The following is an 18,518-nucleotide window of genomic DNA, read 5'->3' as shown; positions in this document are numbered from 1 at the left end:
TCACTGAAGCTCAACCTCCCGCTGAATGGATATCGTAATGTTTAGCTCCGCCTTTAACACCATTGATTCGTTGATAAGACGGTCGGCCTCACCTAATATGATTTCCAAAAGCATTTGTCTATCCAGCATTTCAAGCAGTGATTTTCTTAATAAAACCGCTTCCACCTTAGGGTGATCTACTTTAAGTACTGAAAATTGCTCTGGTGACAAGGCTTCTGCCATTCTCCTTACCGCTTCCGGACCTATAGGAGCCCCTCTGCCTATAATTAGCAAATCTTGCATCGGAGGCACTTCAAATTCAGTTAATTTCATAGATAAGCTTGCTTTGCGAGAGTAGTTCAATTTATTGCTCATGGTAAACTCCCTTTACAAAATGGATTTGGCGAACATTAGATTTTCTAAAGGCTGAGGCTTGGCAAACAGGTAGCCCTGACCATAAACAACACCCAGCTGCTCCAGAATTTCGAATTGCCGCTCATTCTCGATACCTTCAACAATGAGTTTGGACGGTTCGCCGCAAAAATCGGCCAGCATTTTGATGACTTTCTGTTTACCTCTAGAATGCTCTAATCCGCTGGTAAAATATTTGGACAATTTGATATAGTCAGGCTCAAAGTCTACCAATTGCTTTAAAGAAATAGCTCCTTCTCCAACGTCATCGAAAGCGATGAGGATTGCTTTTTTTTGGAGCAGCTTCAATATGTCTTGGTCAAGCAGTTCCTTCCAAGTATCAAACTCTTCAATCGCTTCATTGATTTCAAACACAATGTCCAATTCGTGGTTCGTACGCTGTTGAAGCAGCAAATCCAAAAAGGAAGTAAAGTCTGGATGTAGAAGCGTGGAAGGATATATGTTAACGAAGAGTTGACTCTTCCTAACTGTAGACAAGATTCCATTGCACTGTCCTACTGCCCCGAGAACCGACTGTGTATCCAAATCGAACAATTTATTATCTTGACGCGCCCTTTCGAACAACTGCTCTGGATTTCCTCTATTGCTTCGAATAAGTGCTTCGAATCCTAGTACCTCTCTATTTTTCATATAGACAATAGGTTGATATACATGCGAGAACGTGTAACCGAATTTTAAGTCTTGCATTGTCAATATTCCTTTCTTCCTATTAAAGGTCCTTCATAGAGCTGTATAATTGTATAATTTTACAAACACATTATTCAATTCTAAATGAATTCTTCGAGCAAAGCTAGCTATTGTATACATAAATCGACAATATTTTTACAATTGTTAGGTTAAATCGCCCTAAAAAAGACAAAATTTTCATTTATGAAGCACTAGTTCCTAATGCCTATTGAAGAATACAAGAAACAGGTCGATAGTCTGCTCCTCAAATCCGCATTCTTGTCAAAGGAATCTTAACATTCGTCTCACTCAACTGCCTTATTGACTTTCCTTGGCCCATAATTGTATTCTTATGCTGATTTATATGATAGGCTTGGAAATACACGGCTCGCGCTGTGCCAAAAAAGTCAAAATAAAGAGGTGAATAAGACATGTCTCCTCGTACCAAAGAACAAAATGAAGAAATTCGAAAGCAGCGCAAACAAGAAATTTTGCAAGCAGCTGTTAGCGTTTATGCCGATAAAGGCTACGCAGCATCTGAAATGGGAGATATAGCGGCTCAGGCGGGACTTGCCCACGGGCTCATTTTTTATTATTTCAAAAACAAAAAGACACTGTTCCGTGAGCTATACGAGTATATGATGGAAGAGTCTGAACGATTTACGAAATCTTCCTTTGATCGAGACCAGCCTGACTTGGAGCTGTTTAAAAGTTATACTCGAATCGTATGTGAACGCGTCTTGGATAATCCGGCAATCCCCCGCTTCTACACGCGGATTAGTTTAGATTTGCATCACTTGTATACTCAAGAAGAATTTTCTCCCTTTACGTGGGTAAAAGGCTTTATGCAACCGATGACCCAAGCCATTGAAAAAGGAATTACCCAAAGCACCATTCAGCAAGGCGACGCTGGTCTCATGGCTATGCAATTCTGGGGCTCAGTGTCTCAAGGGATGCACTACTTGGATCAAATGCGGCAGGAGCTAACCGTTCAAGGCGTATCTGAAACCGAATTGAAGGAACAGCTGACAAAGGTTCTAGATCAAGTGGTCGAGTCGTCTGTAGCTTTATTTAAACCTCAGTAAATTTTTTTACTTTTATAATTGACTTACGAATCAATTAAAAATAATATAGCATTAGGAGGGTGATGCTATGTTAGTGGAAATGGAACGACAGGAGTTTGAATCATTAAGTCATACGGAGCTTTTTTTGAGGTGCACGGAACCAACAATTGTACAGCTTCGCCGAAGTGATCTGTCTGAGAAGACTCAGCTTGTTTCGCAGCTCAATAGCGGACAACAGGCCATGGTTATGTTCAGATTATTGTATCCTGCACAGAATTCTGCAGATGAGTATTATTACTGGATCTCCTACTTGATTAAAGAACCTAGTTATTGGACTGGAGTCATTGGCGGTCTGCGATTCTTCGGTGAAGACTCATTGATCGAGCTCCTTGAAGAAACAGGCATGGTTCTAAATGCTCAAAATAAGGAGAGCCGCCTCATTGACAATACGGAACTTCTAAAGCGTGTCCCCCCTCTTTTCTCAAGATTTCAAAGCATGCTTCCGGTTAGTATAGAACGGATTAGCGGTTATATCCGTTCTAATTCAGAGACATTTGTTCAACTGATACACTAATAAATTCAAGTTAATGATTCGGTTAAAAAACAGCGGCAATCCAGGACTTCATCTTACTTAGTCCTGAGATGCCGCTGTTTCCTTGCTAGAGCTTTATGTTGTCCAAACGCTCCTCTCTTTTTACCGAAGCGGATTCAAACTTACGGTATGAGGCTCATCATAGGCCTGAGCCCAATAATATCCTGAAGAGGTAACCCGCCTCGGCTCGAAGCCGACCAGTCTGCCTATTGGGATTGCCTCCGAAATGAGCGTAATCATTCCGTTCGCATCGGTTCTTCCTCCAGTATACTTGCCTCCTGCGAACTGAAAACGTCCCTCGACCAAGGCATCCGCCAGCGGCAGCCTTGTATTCTTATCTACAACCTGCATCGTAACCGATGCAGCCGTACCCTTCATAGTCATGCTCATCCCTGTAAGTATCATCGGCTTCAAAGCCGTAGTCTTCGTCTTGATGAGCATCGGACCTGTTGCCGGACCGATCTTTCCCTGCACATCGCGCGCAGCTACTTTGTAATAATAGACCGTGTCCGGCAGCAATCCAGTGTCACGAAAGGTGAGCGACCTGGACTCACCCGCCACCAAGTCGGGACCTGGCGTAAACCAAGGCGTCGCCCCCCGGTAGATCACATACCGGTCGATGTCTGTGTCATCGCTCGCCATGCCGTAGGAAAGCTCAGCGCGCTGGTAATCGACCGCCTGAACCTTCAGGAGGCCGCGAATGGCGGAAGGCTCCTTCGTATCAGCCGGCGGCTGCCAAGTGACGCTGCCCGGCCCCCAATAGGACGGCAGGGAGCGGAGAGAATCATAATGATGCATCGCAATCCCTCCGAATGAAGCTCTGCCGCCGTATGCGGCGTACACTTTATCCAGCTCCGCCTCCATGACGGTGCGCCCTTCCTCACGGAATGTGATCGTCTCTGGGTCGCCGCTATTCGCAATATCCAGTGATTCGACCGCGATGACGACCGAATGAGGCTTGCCAATCGCGTCCGCATAATCGATCTCGCCCTGCGCTCCGGCGATAATTCCCGCAGATCCATCCGCTGTGTCGCGGTAATCCATAATCGAAATGTAGTCGGCCATATCCTGCACGTGCTGAGACAGCCATTTTGAGCTTCCATTCCAAATGATATCCTGTGCCTGAGCTGACGAATCGAACCATTTGGGGATTGCAGGTCCAAAGGGCAGGTTCAATCCGGTTGCATTGCGGCGATCTATCATTTTCTTAAGCATATCCAAATATTGAAGCTGCAAAGAGGGATATTCATCCTTGAAATCAGGAGAAATATACGGCTCAATATCGACGTTCACTCCATCGAATCGCTCATTGCGGGAGGAGGCGATATTGTAGTTCAGCACTCTCTCCATTTCCCGAACGGCTTTGTCATGATAGATCGTATAAGCGCCCATATAAGGTGGTGTTGTGCCGCCGGAGATACAGGCGTACACCTGATAACCCTGGCTGTGTGCCCAAGCGATGAAGCTTCTCAACTTACCGGGTTCATCCGCCAATATATCCATATCCGCCATCGGCCCAACCGCCAAGTACATTGTAGTAACCGGCTCCGAGCCGAAGGTCGCCGTGTCCTTGGCGAAAGCATCCAACACCGTCCTGGAGCCTGGATTCAGCAGCAGCCGATAAGCTTCCGGCTCCCAGATCCACATTGCCCGATCCTGCGGCTTGACTGTTATCTGCTCATGAGTGCCTCGCCCCACCGTCGCGTAGATAGTACTGCTGAAGCCAGTGCGACCTCTCACATCCGTCGCCTTCGCCTCAATGCTGCTCGTTACGTCCCCGAGCCCCTTCGTGTTCCATGAAAACACATACTGCTTTCCATGACGGATCGCATGCTGCCACGGCCCGCCGTTCACACGCACCTGAACGCTTAGCACCGGCATGTCGCCATACACCGCTACGGTGACAGGTACTGTTCCGCTTACGGCGTTCCCTTCCACCGGGCTCACTATAGCAACCTGCGGAGCTGCCCCTCTGGAAGGGTCAGCCTGCAGCTCCAGCGTTTGGCTCCAGACGCCGTAGCGTGTTTGAACATCGGACCCGCTGGCGCGGAGCCTTACGATGCCGCTATAATCTCGCGTGTCCAATTCATAGCGCCATGTCCCCGCATCATCAGCATCCGGGTCATCCACTGTTACGCTGACCTGGGACTCGCCATTAATGCTGAGCTTAATGTCGTATAAGCCCGTGTAGGTGCCAGTCAGCACCATTTTCGGCCATGTGAGGCTTCCGCCTGACGCCGGGGTATCGATAGTGATTGAAGAAGCCGCCAATGCGGAGGCGGCCGGGGCTACCATAGAAGAAACTATAATCAGGAATGACAGACATGCTGCGATGACGAAGCGACTACAGGCGCTTATTCTGCTTAACATCTCATTAGCCTCCCTTGATATGTTTGACGGTTCTCCCAATCGTTCAGGAGAACCGTTCTCTGTTCTTCTTGTCTACGGATTAGCCTTCAGCTGAGTGCTCTCCACTCGTTTGTAAGCTGCCTTGTATGTGTCGACCAGCTTTTGCACGCCCAAATTATTCATTTCTTCCACGTATTTGCCCCACTCGCTCATACTCCTTGTTCCGAGCACGAACTTGGCAAAGCTTTCCTCCCGGTGCTTCTTAAGCGCCTGACCAGTCACAGATAGTACCTCGTTCTCCTTCTCGGTGAACGATGGTCTCGGCTGCATCGCCTGAGGATCGTATTTAGCCGCTTCCTTGTACGCGTTTTGCAAATCTGTAGAGAATAAGGACAGATGAGCATTGTAATCGATCCAAGTGTACGTTCCTCTACTGGATTGGAGGCCGGTCTTTTTGCGCATTTCTGTTACATCGGTGAATTCGGGCTTGAATTTCTTTTGACCATTTTCCGTTACGTAGGTTTCACCTTCCTTGCCCCAGCTTGTCAGCGTCCTGCCATCTTCAGTATAGAAGAAATCCATGAAAGCCATTACAGCTTTAATATTTTTGGATGTGGAAGCCACCGTTAACCCACCGTCCAAATAATGAAAATAGGGATTAAGCTGCTTACCGCCATTCAAACCGGCAGGAGGAGCCATAAACTGCATATTGTAGTCAGGTCTTTCTTTTTTCATAGCATTGTTGAAGAAATCGACACGGCTGATATAGTCGATCGTAATGAACGCTTTATCGGTAGACATCGTGTCCTGCCACTGCTTCGTCTGAATGGACAGGAAATCTGGAGGAATAAGGCCTTCGGCATAAAACTTGTGCCACATCTCAACCATCGCCTTGTAATTATCCTCAATCGGGCCGTATCGCCATTCCTTTTTGTCGAAATCGTAATAGGCGTCTTCGCCAGTTCCATAATTGGTGGAAAGATTGGTGTACATCTCATCGGGAATCTGTCCAAAGCGAAGAGACAGTGGATAGCTGTCAGGGTAAGCCTGCTTTAACTTCTTCATAGTTTGGTACAGCTCTTCATAAGTTTTGGGCGGAGTCAGGCCATTCTTCTTGAATATGTCTTCGCGATACAGCCAGATCATGCGATTCGTTTCCCCAAAGCCCTGGTTCGGGAACATGTACATTTTGCCATCTGCCGAGATCATCGCTTTCGCTTCATCCGGGTACTTATCAATCCACTTTTTCAGATTAGGCATCTGATCGAGATAGTCGAAAATATTCACGAGTGCACCCTGCTGCCCGAATCGGTCGGAATCCCTGCGGCTCGGCATACTCATCAGATCGGGCAAATTGTTCGATGCAATGGTCAAATTGAGCGTATCGTTCAGCTTGCCAGACGGAGTCTGCACCTGCAGCGTAACCCCCGTCTTCTCTTCGAGCCACTTCCATATGGGCCAATCCTTGCTGTATGGAAATGTAGCATTATTGTCAAGCAGCGCCGTGAACGTCTTCTTAGTTGGTGTCCCAGTCGGTCCGTCCTTTGAAGCCTCTCCCGCTTCCTTCCCCTCATTCCCGCTGCAGCCGGCCATAACCGATAACGCCATGACGGAAGCGAGCGATACCAATGCCATTTTGTTCATGAAGACCCTCTCCTTCTTATTCTCATTGTCCCTCTGGAAGTTCGGTGAATAACTAGCCTTTAACGGCGCCGATCATCGCGCCCTTGACGAAATATTTTTGAACGAACGGATATACGAGCAAAATCGGCAATGTTGAGACCATTATCGTGGCAAATTTAAGCGAATCCTCGACCACCATATTGTCGCCGCCAATGCCTGTAACTGCACCCGAGCTGACGCTTCCGGCCAGCACCAGATTGCGAAGCAGCACCTGCAGCGGGAACAAATCCGGATTGCGCAGGTACAGCAGCGGAAGCATGAAGTTATTCCACATCGCAACGGCATAGAACAAAGCGATCGTGGCGAACACCGCCTGCGACAGTGGGATGACAATGCGGAAGAAGATGCCGATATCGGTCAAGCCGTCCACACGGCCGGAATCCTCCAGCTCCTTCGGAATACCACTGAAAAATGTCCGCATCAAAATCAGATTCCAGGTGTTCACCGCACCAGGCAGCACCATGCCCCATACCGTATCCATAAGACCTAGCGAACGGACGACGAGAAACGTCGGGATCATTCCCCCGCTAAAAAACATCGTAAACACAATGAAAAGTGTAAGAAACTTATGATAGCCCATATCTTTGCGCGATAAAGCGTACGCCCCCATGGAAGTGACGACGACGGAGATCAGCGTCCCCAGGACGACGTAGACGATCGTATTTTTGTAAGCCAGCCAGATTTTCGGATCATCAAACACCAGCTTATACATCTTCAGATTAATCCCTTTCGGCCAAAGAGTCACTTCCCCCTTCATGACATAGATGTCCTGGCTCAAAGATACCGACAGCATGTAGACAAACGGATAAAGCGTAATGGCGATAACACCAAGTAAAATGATGGTATTCACGATAGTAAACAATCCGATTTTCTCTCTCAATACTCACTCCCCCCTTTACCACAGACTTGTTTCTCCCACCCTGCGGCTAATGGTGTTGGCCGACCAAATGAAGATCAGACTGATGATGCCCATGAACAAATCAATGGCTGCGGCATAGCTGAAATTCCCCTGTTCAAGCCCCACTCTGTAGACGTAGGTACTGATAATATCTGCAGTGCCGTAGGTCGCCGGATTGTACATGAGGAACACTTTCTCAAAACCGATTTCCAGAACCTTACCGACATTCAGAATGAACACGATGATAATCGCTGGTGCGATGCCTGGGAGGGTTACATGCCATAGCTTTCTCCAGCGGTTCGCTCCATCTATGCCCGCCGCCTCATAGAGCTGAGGGTCGACCGCCGTCAAAGCCGCCAAATAAATGATCGTCTCCCAGCCGATATGCTGCCATATTTCCGAAATGACGTATACCGTGCGAAACATACCGGGCTCCATCATGAAGTTGACCGGTTGAAAGCCGAGAGCTTTGATCATCTGGTTGACCAGCCCGCCGGTAGGTGATAAAAACATAATAACCATGCTCGCCACGATCACATTTGAAATGAAATGCGGCAAATAACTGACCGTCTGCACGAATTTTTTGAATAGAACGGTTCTCACTTCGTTAAGCAAAAGCGCCAGCGCGATCGGAGCCGGGAAGCTGAACAGCAGTTTATAAGCTCCCAGCAGGAACGTGTTGCGCATTAGCAGGAAAAAATCCGGGTTCTCCAGAAACATCCGGTAATACTTGAGCCCGACCCATTCGCTTGCCATGATGCCCTTGAACGTATTGTAGTTTTTGAACGTAATGACGAGCCCGAACATCGGGGCGTAACGAAAAAGAATAAAATACAGCAGACATGGCAGGAAGAGCAGCCAGAGATATTTGCTTTTGCGCCATGTTTTGGAAAAGGATACCGTTGTCATCCATACACCCCCTTGCTTCTAGCGGTTGGCAGTTCAAGCTGCTTGTAGGGCAATCATAATCGACCTATGGGCCGGAAATAAATCTGCATGTTATTGATCCGATCCGCTTTTTCTTGATCAGCCGCAGCCATGTGCATGAAGTGGAAAAAGTGCATATTGTTCCAGAAGGAAAAAACAACGTATGATAGAGGTACTCGCACCTGGATACGTCCGTTTTCATTGAGGTGACTACAGCGACGAAGGGTTGGAAGCAGAATGGCCGAATTTGTCCCCAGATCGATCAAACCGAAATCCCTTTTTAGCAAAATGCTAACCGGCTTCCTTGTCGTAATCCTTCTTCTCGTAAGCTTCAACTTCGTAACCTCCATCTATTTAAAAAATAAAATTCACGACGAGATCGTGAAGTACAACGAACTGAGTATTAACCATACTGTGGAAGGGTACGAGAACCATTTTCGCTTATCGAAAAATATGGTGTTGGGGCTGAACCAGAACGATCGGTGGATAACAAGCCTTAATATATTAAGGAAGGTCAAGGAGAATAACGGCTACGCGAGCATTGAAGATATCAAAGCCGAGCTGAAAACGTTATATGCGAACCCGTTTCTGCAGTTCGAGAACGTTATCCTATATTTCAAGAATGACGCTTATGTCGTTGAAAAAGACGGCACCAGCAGTGCGGAAGACATGTTCGGCAAATTTTACCGGAGTCCGGACTACCCGCTGTCGTTCTGGAACCGTCAGTTCGATGAACGCATCGGATTCCGTGTGTTTCCTGCCTCCCGATTTACGGAGAAATCGGCCGGTATCGAGACGAACAAAGGACTGCTCCTTCCTATGCTGATGAAGCCCTTGCCGTACAACGATATGTATTTGATTGTCATGCTCGACGCCCAGAAGCTGTTTCAAATTCACAATATCGCTTCCGATCAGCATTTCTACATATTGAACTCAGACGGCCAGCCGATCTATACGTCAACGCCCAATGTGCCGATCGAGCCATTATCCGCCTTTGATACCTCAGGACAGCCCATGATGAAAGGGCACTATTATTATTTTTTCCGTAAAGGGCAAGAAACCGGATTTACTTATGTCAGCATGGTTCCGACCGAATCGATTTCTTTGCAGCTGATCCGTTTAAATACTATCCTCATCTCGTTGCTGGTTGTCGTGGCTCTTATAAGCATTGCTGCATCTGCCCTGTTCAGCCGGAGTCTTCATACCCCATTACGCAAAATTATCGATTCGATGCAAGCGTGGGATACCGGAGAGAAGCAGTCAAAACACGGACCTATTCGCGAATTCGACCTGATCAGCCACAAGGTGAATCAGATGATGCAAACGAACAAAAGCATGACGCAGGATTTGGCTCAGAAGACTTCACTGCTTCGCAAATACGCGTTAACCAACAAGCTCAAAAACATTCATATGAACCTGGATGAATTAAGAGAAATGGCCGATACGAGCATGCCGTTCATGATTCTGCTTTTCGAAATCCATTTCAAGGAGCCGTACACGGAGCTTGATATTGATCAAGAAAAAGGAACCTATTACATTCGCGAATATATCGACAGTGTACTGCTTAGATCGTTTGCAGAGTCAGTGACTTTCCAAATGGAGCACAATCTTGTGCTGTCACTTGTCTTCACTACAGATACAGAGCCGGAGAGCGTAAACCAGCCTATTGATTATTTGAAAAACATGTTCGATATCGAACACGATCTTTATTTGGTCACAATAGCTGTCAGCCCCTTGTACCCGGCCTCTTCGGCATTTACGACCGCCTATGAAGAAATGACACAGGCGATCAAGCAAAGGAAGCTGATTAATGAAACACAGGTAATCCACGGGATACAGCCTATTCCTGAGCCTTATCCTTTCACTGTACTGATGGAAGAGGAGTTTCATACTAGACTCATGAGCGGAAATCAAGAAGCCGTCTATGTATGGATTGCCAAGCATCTGGAGCAGTTGAGTAAGCGGGGATCCTCTGCGGAGGCTTACTGGCAGTTCGCCAAGGAAATCGCTCTGCAGATGGAGAAGTCACTCCAGAAGCTGAACCTTCACGGACAGCGCAGCAGCATGGTTAAACCTTCCTTCCATGCGTTAAGCGAATTTTACAGCTCGGAGCAGTTTCAACAATGGTTCGTTACGCTGCTGCAGCCGGCCATTCAACGGGTCCGCGATCATACGGAGGACCAGGACCCTATCACCCGCTTCGTCATCGACTATCTGGACGCCCATCTGCACGAGGACATTAACCTAGATCTGATGGCTGATAAGCTGAACATTACGCCTGGTTATTTATCCACGTATTTCAAGGAAAAAACAGGCATGAACTTCAGCGACTATTTGAATGATCTCCGCATTCAGCGAGCGAAGCTGCTGTTGGACAATCTGGAGCTGAAAATTCAGGACGTGGCGGCTCATGTAGGCTATCAGAACGCCAATTCATTCATCCGAATGTTCAAACGGTATTCGGGGATTACTCCTGGGGAATATCGCAAGAAATATGCTTCGAGGTTGTCGGTTGAATAAAAAAGTCTCCGCAAGTAAGGCTGCAGCATCTAACACTGCTTCCTTTCATGCGGAGGCTTTTTATGTTGAGGTGATTTCCTTCAGCAGGCTGAACAAATGCTCGAGGCAATGTCTGGAAGCTTCCTCTCCTCCCTCGGAGAAGGAGTAACCGGAAGGCCGTTTCAACTGTTCCTCAGTCAACGTAGATTGCAGACGATAGTGAGTCTCCACCATCAGATATCCTTGGTACTCATCCTCCAGAAGCTTGGCAAGCAGCCCCTTATAATCGACCTGACCTGTGCCTATAGGCACCGCCTCGATCTTATCACCTTGTCGGACGGCGTCCTTGAGATGAATATGACACAGATGCTCCTTAAGATACCTGTACCCGTCAGGATAAGGAATCTCTCCGGCGGGGTCCCATATATCGTTGCCTGGATCATAGAGAGCCTTGACGTATGAAGAATCTACCGCCTCCACCAGGCGAGCTACCTTGGCTCCGTTAGTGGCGTTGACAGCTGGATCAAACTCCAGCATGAAGGTGACTTGCGCTTCCTCCAGCAGCGGCACGATGCTTTGTAGCTCCTGGACGATATCCGGGAAGACCTCATCGAACGTCCCCTCCTCCTTCGCCCAGAAGCTGAAGCCTCGTATCATTCGCGCTCCAAAGAGCTGCGCTATTTCTAAATCCCGAATCAATATCGCCTTGCTCTGTGCTACTTCCTCAGGATTATCCAGATGGCATTTAAACACCGGTGTCGACAACGCGCATACGTGCAAGCCTGCGGCCTGAATCTGGCGGTGCAGCTCCTCCAGCCGTTCAGACCCAAGCAGATGGAGCTGCAGGCCGTCCACAGATCGCAGCTCCAGTGCCGTAAGCCCGAATTCCCTTGCTAGCGCGATGGAATCTTCCATTCGCTGTGATACTTCGTCGGTTATTATGCCTAATCGAAACGGAATCTTCATCATTTACTCAGCTCCTTATGCATTGTATGCCGCTCGATTAGCCCAGTTGTACGACAGTGCCTGTTCGCCTGCTTTCGTTAGCCGCCTCGATGAATCGGATGACTTCCAGCGTCTCCTTCATATCGATAGGAGCCGCTCCCGAACGGAACATAGCCAGGATCGCTTCCAGCATACTGGCGTAATATGGCTTCGGATGAGCATATACATCGACGAACTGACTTGCCTTCTCCCTGTGGACGAGCGCGCCGAACGTCCGGTTGCCTCTTCGGTTGCCGCGAATCGTGCCTATTCTCCCATCTTCCCATACCCCAACGATCTCATCGTGATCGTCATTCGTGAAGGCCTTCACTTCTTTGCAACCTCTTCCCATCACAGCGTACAGCATATCCGCCGTATGAATGCCGTACCAGAACAGCCCGGGCTGGGTCGGCTGCAGCTCCATCGGGCCGTAGCAGTCGGCCCCGATAATGCCCCCCTTCGCATCGTCGGCAGTCGCTTCACTAAGCCCTTGCGCATAGCGGACGGACGAGCAGCTCATCAGCGGTATACTGTGCTCGCTGGCAATCTTCGCCATCGCTACGGCATCCGCGCTACTGACAGCGAACGGCTTGTCGATGAATACCGGCTTGCCGTAAGCCGCCAATTTCTTGAACTGCTCCAGGTGGACGCGCCCATCCACCGAGAGAAGCATGATGGCATCGCTTCGTTCAGCGACCTCCTTGATCGTTTCGACAATCTGAACGCCCAGGTCGTCCCGGAGCTTGGCCGTAAACCCGCCGACCCGCGAATAGCTCAGCTCGAAATCCGGAGAGCCGCCCGGATAAGCGACCGTTACCGGCGAACCGGCAATATGATACGGATGCCTCGGATCGTTGAGCAGCTCTGCAAATGCGGGTGCATGACTCGTATCTAACCCAATCATCCCGATGTTTATCTTTTTTGTATTATCCATAAGAGCATCTCCGTTTCCCATTTCCTATGATTTACAGCTTAACTTCCCTACCTGTCCTTGCCGATTCGTAGATCGCCAAGATCAACTCCACCGACTTGCGCGCCTCTATCCCGGAGATCAATGGCTCCCGGTCTTCACGAATGGCATGGATCAAGTCGTCAACCAGAATAAAATGGCCGTCTTCGGAGATCGCCTGCGGATTATCGCTGCCCTCCGCCTTGCGGTCGGAGCTCAATACAGGAGGCTCAGTGCCGTCCACTGTCTTCCACAGCTTTATGCCGCTATCCGAATAAATGATAGAGCCGTGCTCGCCATGGATTTCGAACTTTGGCTCCTGTCCAGGGTTGACTGACGTCGTTCCCTGAATAACGCCGAACGCACCATTTTTATAGCGTACAACCGCAACCGCCGTATCCTCGACCTCGATATCACGAACGAGCGGAGCTGCGTATGCGAATACACTTTCTACATCTCCCATAATCCAACGGATGATGTCTACACCATGAACACCTTGATTCATCAAGGCTCCGCCTCCGTCCACCTCCCAAGTTCCCCGCCAATCGGCGCTTTTGTAATATTCAGGACTCCGGTAGTACTTCAAATAGGCATCCCCCAGCACAAGCTTGCCCAGCTTGCCTTCCTGCACCGCTTGCCGCGTTTGAATCGCCAGCTCGGTCGTTCTTTTTTGAAACACGGTAGCAAGCTTGACGTTATTGTCGCGGCATGCCGTAATCATGGCATCCATGCTTTCCAGCGTAATATCCAACGGCTTTTCGCAAAGGATATGCTTGCCTGCCTCGGCCGCAGTAATCGTTACTTCACTGTGAAGTCCGCTCGGCAGGCAAATGCAGACAGCATCTACCTCACACTGCTGCAGCAGTTGTTCGATATGGTCATATACAAAAGGTACGCTGTACTCTTTAGCCAGCTTTTGCGCTTTTTCCACTACGCTATCCACAATAGCAACTAGCTCCGCATCCGGATGAAGTTGAATCGCTCTTGCATGCAATGGCGCAATAACCCCTGCCCCAATGATCGCAAACTTGATTTTTCCTGACATTGTAAATCCCCTCTCCTGTTTCAGTTCTTTTTAACGACTCTGTATCTTCACCCCAAGCTGACCAGCATGGACTCTTTCTCAGCTATCATAACGAAGGAAAAAGCCCCCGCCTATCGTCGGTTTTTCCGTTTTAACCTCAGGATTCAGGGTATCGGAAACATTGACGATGATTCCTATAAAATGAATATTCGCGTTTTTCCATTGAAAATTCCGTGTAAAGTGATAGGATAAAGAATACCAAGGTATGGTTAAGCTTACGCCCTCAGGGCGAAGGCTCACCGACTATTTTTTATGCAGACAGCTATAAGGAGAGAAGCACTATGAGTATGCACAAAGCTTTAACGATTGCCGGTTCGGATACAAGCGGGGGCGCTGGAATTCAAGCCGATTTGAAGACCTTCCAAGAAAGAGACGTCTATGGGATGACCGTACTGACGACTATTGTTACAATGGACCCGGCCAACAACTGGCATCACGGCGTTCATCCTGTGGCACTGCCTACGATCGAAGCACAACTTCAAACCGTACTCGGCGGCATCGGTGTCGATGCACTGAAGACCGGTATGCTCGGTTCTGTCGAAATTATCGAGCTGGTAACCCATACGATCAAGAAGCAGGGCTTAAGCCGCATTGTTATCGATCCGGTTATGGTATGCAAAGGTAACGATGAAGCTCTTCACCCGGAAACAACCGTTGCCCTGAGGGAACTGCTTGTACCGGTGGCTGATGTAGTTACACCGAACCTATTCGAAGCCGCTCAGCTCGCTGACCGCGCTCCAATCAAAACGTTGGATGACATGAAGGACGCCGCCCAAACGATTCACGCTTCCGGCGCCAAATACGTACTGATCAAAGGCGGAGCAAAGCTCGATCATCCGACAGCTATCGATTTGCTCTATGATGGTCAAACCTTTGAGCTCTACGAATCGGAAAAAATTGCTACAACCTATACGCACGGAGCAGGCTGCACTTATTCCGCAGCTATTACCGCCGAATTGGCCAAAGGCAGCGACGTGAAGCAAGCCGTCTCCACAGCCAAAGCTTTCATTATGAGCGCGATTCAGCACGGCTTCCCGATCAATTCCTTTGTTGGTCCAACGATGCATTCCGCTTACAGAAAGTATCAATAAACTGTATGAGAAAGGCTGCTTTCCTAGCCCTTTCAATTACATGAAAAAGCCCTGACCGTTTGTTTCCTCTTATTTAAGAGCAAACAGCTGTCAGGGCTTTTATGCTGGGTCAAGAAGAAGATTTTGAGAGCAACTCCTGTTAATCCTTATACGGATCGAACTCATCCGCTCCCGCCATGCAGACGCCAATCGGCTTCAGCACATGCAGAACTTCAATCGTTTCTGCGTGCGCATCCAGCACATCCTGCAGCTTACGATATACGAACGGACTTTCATCCGTTCCTGCTCCGCGCAGCTCGACACCGAAGCTTTTTACCGCCTCCTGCATCTGTACAGGAGATATTTGACCACCCGATCGGCTTCGTGTTTTCCAGTTCATTTTGCCAGCAGCTTGCGTTCGGCTCATAATTCTTCCCGCGCCGTGAACAGTACTGTAGAACGACTCGCGGTTCTCCTGCGTATCTTTCCCCCGTACTATGACGGAGATGTCGCCCATGCTTCCGCCAATAAAACCAAGCTGTCGAGGAGCTGACGGCGTCGCGCCTTTTCGCACGACGATCGTATCCTTTCCCTCGTGCTGTTCTTTCCACGCAAAATTATGATGGTTATGAACCTCAAATTCTGCTTCGGCTCCAACGACAGACAGTACCTGACGGATCACATAGTCCCTGCCAGCGTAAGCATACTGACCCGCAAGCTTCATAGCACGGTAATACATCTCACCAAGTTCACTGTCCATGTCGAGCAATATCGGCGGCTGATCCATGTTCTCTCCAGGCGCTTTACCCAAGAATTCCCGGCCTCCCGACAAATTCATAAACCCACTGGCCGTTTTATGTCCGAAGCCTCGACTGCCGAAATGATTGCCTATCCATAGGCGGCCTGTTTGGATATCCTCAAACAAATCTACGTAATGATTTCCGCTGCCTACTGTTCCTAGCTGGTCACGGGCTAACGCCTTCAGCTTGTCATGCTCCTGGCGCCCCACTGCCATATAGACGGACCAATCCGGATCGTCGAACAGCTCGTGATCGACTCTTTCATTGTTGACACGTCCAACGCCAAAAGATATTTTTCGTGCGATCTCATCCATCACTTGTCTCAAGCGAGGCTTAACATCGGCCGCCATTAGGTTCGTTCTCACTGCTTTATTGCCGCAGCCGATATCATACCCGACGCCTGAAGGGGAGATTTGTCCATCGTAAGCAACAACACCTCCGATAGGCTGACTATAGCCCTTATGATGATCCGCCATCATGAGCGCCTGTACAACATCCCCATGCTCAGCGCAGGTTTTGGCCTGTGCCAAAGCTCCTGGATCCGGATTCCCCCATACTCTTACCCCGTCTATCGTTTGATAAGCCATTCTTGCTCAACTCCTTGTAAAATTACGAACTGTTGCATACCAGCTTCACCTTGTTATGTTTGCATTCATTTTCCCACAGCTTCCCTTTATTGAACATGGCAAAAGTATTACGAGGAACAACCACATATGGAGTAATAATAAGAAAAAATCCCTGAAAACCAGGGATTTTTTCTTATTCAGCTTACGCTTTTAACCTTGCTGAGTAGAAGGCTTGCTTTTTAGCGATACATTAGCCAGTGCTCCGGCAAACAGCAGCAAAATACCGGTAACCCAGAAGACGCTGTGAATCGAGAACACTCCGCTTATTGCACCACCAACCAGCGGTCCCAGCATGCCCCCGAGCTGATTGGCCGTCTGGTTAAGACCAAAGGCTCGTCCGCGAAAATCGGTTGGAGTAGACCGGACGACAAGCCCATTCAAAGCAGGGAATACCGCACAGAAGAAGGCTCCATAAACAAACCGTACTATGGAGAAGCCCCAAATACCATGGAACAGGATTTGCGCCAAATTCCCAAGTCCACCGACAAGCAGGCCAATAACCAATATTTTATGAAAGCCGATTTTGTCCGCTAACTTACCCCACCTCGGCGCAAACAAAATGCTCGCAATTCCTACAAGTGAGAACACAATGCCGGCGAGCAGCGATGCGTCCTTGGCCGAGCCGCCGATTTGCACGATATACAAAGGTAACACTGGTTCTATCGTCATTACAGAGAACTGCGTGAGTAGCGTCAACAGCAATACCGTCACGAAGGGCCTGTTACTAGCCGCCATCTTCATCGATGCCAAAATGGATGAACGATCCTTGCTTGGGACGAATTTTTCCTCCGTTACCCAGAACAAGACCAGCAATGTGCTTAATAAAACGAATACGCCTGCACTTGCGAAAGCCACCCTGCTGTCAAAAATTTTGGATATTATCCCTCCAAGCAGCGGACCCATAATACTACCGGTAGCTGTAGATGTCGACATTAAAGATAGTGCATACCCTACATGCTTCTCCGGTGTATTCGTACCGACCAGCGCTATGGAACCGGGAATAAATCCGCTCAATAGACCTTGTAACAGCCGTAGTACCAGCAGCTGATAAGGATTCGTTACCAGAGATGTCAGTATGTAAATGACAAAAAGGACAAAGCCCGCACGAATAATCATAGGCTTCCGCCCATATTTATCCCCAAGAGCACCCCAATAGGGTGCAGAGATAGCTCCTGCAAAAAACGCGGAGCTGAACAACAGCCCCGACCACAATTCAATATGCTGGCTGACGCCGATATGCAGCAGAAACAGCGGCAGAAAAGGAACAACCATTGAAAAACTAGCTGACGTTATAAAGCATCCGACCCACAGGAGCCATAAATTTCGTTTCCAAATAGCCATAATAGCCTCCGTAGTTGACGACCTTATGATTCATTTCTTTACACCGTTCATCGTATCACCCTCATCCCCTTCTGTAAACCCGCGCCAGTGTTCTGCCGGATGATGGGCAATTTTTTTCGACTCCGTGTTCCCATAATTGCAACCGCTTCATAATATACAAAAAGAACCTGCCTACCTTAACAATCGTGCAAAAAATTGACAAATAGTTACTGTGTCTTTCATTTCACAACGCTTTCCTTTAAAATTATAATGAAAGAAAGCTTTATCCCACTCATCAGCGCATAGTGAAATAAGTCAAGGAAAAGAGGGTGGATTTTATGCCGAGGTTGTTATACGAATACATTTACGTCAACATGTGGATACTGCTATTTTTAACCTTATTGTGGGCAAACGACGGTCATATCTCATTTTTTGAAGGCTGTCTTCTTATAGCATTTTCTATTACTGTTATGATTTTTGTTGGCAAAAAGCAATTGCGTACCGCGGGCAGTGCCCGTTTCCGCAAGCCGCCCTTATAATGTTGACGTGAGCTCCCGGTGGTCCTGTTGCCACAGGGATTTTTTTATTGTATGGCA

Annotated in this window: 16 protein-coding genes; 5 read left to right on the top strand and 11 right to left on the bottom strand. The window is 48.4% G+C overall.

The features are described from left to right. A complete protein-coding gene (locus BP97_RS0100850) occupies positions 1-354 on the bottom strand; it encodes a hypothetical protein (RefSeq protein ID WP_028547418.1) in 354 nt (117 codons plus the stop codon). 12 nt (positions 355-366) lie between these two features. Continuing rightward, positions 367-1,098, bottom strand: a complete 732-nt coding sequence (locus BP97_RS34755; RefSeq protein WP_064745651.1) for an EAL domain-containing protein — start codon at positions 1,096-1,098, stop codon at positions 367-369. A 410-nt stretch (positions 1,099-1,508) separates the two neighbouring features. Between BP97_RS34755 and BP97_RS0100835 the strand changes: the two genes are divergently transcribed. Together BP97_RS0100835 and BP97_RS0100830 are read left to right on the top strand one after the other, a co-directional pair. Continuing rightward, positions 1,509-2,162, top strand: a complete 654-nt coding sequence (locus BP97_RS0100835) for a TetR/AcrR family transcriptional regulator (protein WP_028547417.1) — start codon at positions 1,509-1,511, stop codon at positions 2,160-2,162. A 67-nt stretch (positions 2,163-2,229) separates the two neighbouring features. Next, positions 2,230-2,715 carry a hypothetical protein gene (locus BP97_RS0100830; RefSeq protein ID WP_028547416.1) on the top strand — a complete coding sequence of 162 codons (486 nt, stop codon included), beginning with the start codon at positions 2,230-2,232 and terminating at the stop codon, positions 2,713-2,715. Between the two features lie 120 nt (positions 2,716-2,835). On the opposite strand, the gene BP97_RS0100825 is transcribed toward BP97_RS0100830, so the two are convergent. From BP97_RS0100825 to BP97_RS0100810, 4 genes are all read right to left on the bottom strand, one after another. Continuing rightward, positions 2,836-5,103, bottom strand: coding sequence for an Ig-like domain-containing protein (locus BP97_RS0100825; RefSeq protein ID WP_051620252.1), 2,268 nt, complete (start codon positions 5,101-5,103; stop codon positions 2,836-2,838). Positions 5,104-5,175: 72 nt separating this feature from the next. Beyond that, entirely contained in the window at positions 5,176-6,726 is a 1,551-nt protein-coding gene (locus BP97_RS0100820; RefSeq protein WP_028547414.1) for an extracellular solute-binding protein, read from the bottom strand. 52 nt (positions 6,727-6,778) lie between these two features. Further along, positions 6,779-7,645 carry a carbohydrate ABC transporter permease gene (locus tag BP97_RS0100815; RefSeq protein WP_028547413.1) on the bottom strand — a complete coding sequence of 289 codons (867 nt, stop codon included), beginning with the start codon at positions 7,643-7,645 and terminating at the stop codon, positions 6,779-6,781. 15 nt (positions 7,646-7,660) lie between these two features. Beyond that, the gene (locus BP97_RS0100810) at positions 7,661-8,572 is read right to left on the bottom strand and encodes an ABC transporter permease (protein WP_028547412.1); all 912 of its coding nucleotides are present in this window, start codon (positions 8,570-8,572) and stop codon (positions 7,661-7,663) included. Between the two features lie 255 nt (positions 8,573-8,827). Here BP97_RS0100810 and BP97_RS0100805 point away from each other — a divergent pair, with 255 nt between their 5' ends. Continuing rightward, positions 8,828-11,110: a helix-turn-helix domain-containing protein gene (locus tag BP97_RS0100805; RefSeq protein WP_028547411.1), complete on the top strand. Its 2,283-nt coding sequence runs from the start codon at positions 8,828-8,830 to the stop codon at positions 11,108-11,110. Positions 11,111-11,170: 60 nt separating this feature from the next. On the opposite strand, the gene BP97_RS0100800 is transcribed toward BP97_RS0100805, so the two are convergent. From BP97_RS0100800 to BP97_RS0100790, 3 genes are read right to left on the bottom strand one after another with little or no spacing between them, the layout of a single operon-like run. Next, positions 11,171-12,058 carry a sugar phosphate isomerase/epimerase family protein gene (locus tag BP97_RS0100800; RefSeq protein ID WP_028547410.1) on the bottom strand — a complete coding sequence of 296 codons (888 nt, stop codon included), beginning with the start codon at positions 12,056-12,058 and terminating at the stop codon, positions 11,171-11,173. A gap of 34 nt (positions 12,059-12,092) precedes the next feature. Continuing rightward, the gene (locus BP97_RS0100795) at positions 12,093-13,007 is read right to left on the bottom strand and encodes a Gfo/Idh/MocA family protein (RefSeq protein WP_028547409.1); all 915 of its coding nucleotides are present in this window, start codon (positions 13,005-13,007) and stop codon (positions 12,093-12,095) included. 31 nt (positions 13,008-13,038) lie between these two features. Further along, complete coding sequence (locus BP97_RS0100790; protein ID WP_028547408.1) at positions 13,039-14,067, bottom strand: Gfo/Idh/MocA family protein; 1,029 nt, start codon at positions 14,065-14,067, stop codon at positions 13,039-13,041. Positions 14,068-14,387: 320 nt separating this feature from the next. On the opposite strand from BP97_RS0100790, the gene pdxK reads away from it, so the two are divergent. Next, positions 14,388-15,197, top strand: coding sequence for a pyridoxine/pyridoxal/pyridoxamine kinase (gene pdxK, locus BP97_RS0100785; RefSeq protein ID WP_028547407.1), 810 nt, complete (start codon positions 14,388-14,390; stop codon positions 15,195-15,197). A 139-nt stretch (positions 15,198-15,336) separates the two neighbouring features. On the opposite strand, the gene BP97_RS0100780 is transcribed toward pdxK, so the two are convergent. Then, positions 15,337-16,563 (bottom strand): RtcB family protein, encoded by a 1,227-nt coding sequence (locus BP97_RS0100780; protein ID WP_028547406.1) that lies wholly within the window; start codon positions 16,561-16,563, stop codon positions 15,337-15,339. A gap of 189 nt (positions 16,564-16,752) precedes the next feature. Next, positions 16,753-17,943: an MFS transporter gene (locus BP97_RS0100775; protein WP_028547405.1), complete on the bottom strand. Its 1,191-nt coding sequence runs from the start codon at positions 17,941-17,943 to the stop codon at positions 16,753-16,755. 317 nt (positions 17,944-18,260) lie between these two features. On the opposite strand from BP97_RS0100775, the gene BP97_RS0100770 reads away from it, so the two are divergent. Continuing rightward, positions 18,261-18,461: a hypothetical protein gene (locus BP97_RS0100770; protein ID WP_028547404.1), complete on the top strand. Its 201-nt coding sequence runs from the start codon at positions 18,261-18,263 to the stop codon at positions 18,459-18,461. Positions 18,462-18,518: the final 57 nt, after the last annotated feature.

Source organism: Paenibacillus sp. UNC451MF, assembly GCF_000686845.1.
Taxonomy (GTDB): Bacteria; Bacillota; Bacilli; order Paenibacillales; family NBRC-103111; genus Paenibacillus_S.
This window is presented reverse-complemented; position numbering and strand designations above follow the sequence as displayed.